This is a genomic window from Photobacterium sp. WH77 (genome assembly GCF_022014395.1).
Classification (GTDB): domain Bacteria; phylum Pseudomonadota; class Gammaproteobacteria; order Enterobacterales; family Vibrionaceae; genus Photobacterium; species Photobacterium arenosum.
The window spans coordinates 1-1,343 of record NZ_JAKLTE010000048.1 but is presented as its reverse complement, the minus strand read 5'-3'; the positions used below and the strand labels follow the sequence as shown (position 1 = coordinate 1,343).

The 1,343-nt window shown below is 44.6% G+C and carries 1 protein-coding gene; it reads right to left on the bottom strand.

The window, feature by feature from the left end; genetic code table 11:
* Positions 1 to 4 precede the first annotated feature (4 nt).
* On the bottom strand, positions 5 to 1,273 hold the full coding sequence (locus L6J37_RS21170; protein WP_218387448.1) for an IS4 family transposase: 1,269 nt from the start codon (positions 1,271 to 1,273) through the stop codon (positions 5 to 7).
* Positions 1,274 to 1,343 lie beyond the last annotated feature (70 nt).

The window sequence follows — 1,343 nt, the reverse complement described above, 5'->3', positions numbered from 1 at the left end:
GACCTTAAGCATTAAGCTTTTCATAAATTCCATCTAAGGTTCTGTCTTTCTTGGATTTTCTCTGAGCTGCTTTGCGAGCATTCATTGATATATATACCATAGCCCATTCCAGTCGCCCTGATATTTCAGACCTTGCTTGGTGCATCAAGCTTTCCAATATTGGCAGTAGCCAAACATCAACATTTTTTGCCGCTTTAAATACAGATACTGACGGCAGGCTGGTTATGGCGATACTTCGCCGAACAATCAGCGCTAGCAAACTGGCCCATATCAGCCCCTCAGCAATGGCTTTTTGTGCCGTTACAAAACGACGCCAATTCGTATGCGACTTTAACTCCTTGAATAGCAACTCAATTTGCCACCGGCACCGATAGAGCGCCATGATATCGTCTGCTGAAAATTGTGATGTCGGCAAGTTTGTCAACCACAGACAAAAACGCTTTTCTTCAGCGAACCATCGACGCACCACCCGGAACTCATACTTTCCTCGCTTGCATCTCAGGTCAAGAACTTCGGAGCGGTTAGTTTTTCGGCTAATATCCTTGAGTTTCATATCTATTAATCTTGGTAATCGCCGACCATTGCCATTGTGGGCATTAACAATCGTTGGGTTAAGTGATTTACCGCCACGGACGATAAAATGGCCGTTATGACGAGAAAGTTGCTCGAAATAGCTAAAATCCACATAGCCAGCATCGGCTAAAAGCAATTTTTTCTCTATGTTGCCAGGTGTGGGCAAGTACGTCCGCTCAGATGCTGTATCTGCCGTTACTGTCATCGTTTTTGGTGACTGGTCAAACAGCGACATGGTCATATGACATTCAATCGCAGCCGGATAGTTTTTGAAACGGCTTGGAAAAACCTCACGAAGTCCGTCGTGAACTCGAAAAGAACTGCCATCCTGCAGAATAACATCGTCGAAATGAGATAACTTTGCTGGCATTGAACGGGAACTCTTCTGGAGTAGCTGAACTGTTGCAAATTTGACCAGCTCTTTCATAAAGTCGGCAAAACTATCTTTTCGCAACTGGTTATGAAAAGGCTTATAAGCCACATTTTGCTTTTCACTCAGACACATCCCGTTGAACTGGCGATGAAGATCGGCAATGGCGTGGCAGTTGCCCTTGCTCAAAGCCGCGAGAAGGCTGAGTACCAATTGTTGAGGCTGAATTGCTCTGGCCCGCTGAGTAAAACCACACTTTCTTGCAGTTTTTTCGAGGAAACTGGCATCGAAGAATTGCATCAGTTGCTTCTTTAAAGAGATAATCGTCATCGGCTTCACGGTTGATTCTGGTTGTTTGTTTGGCGACGATTATCAGATCATAAGTGAAGCCTTTTTTCTA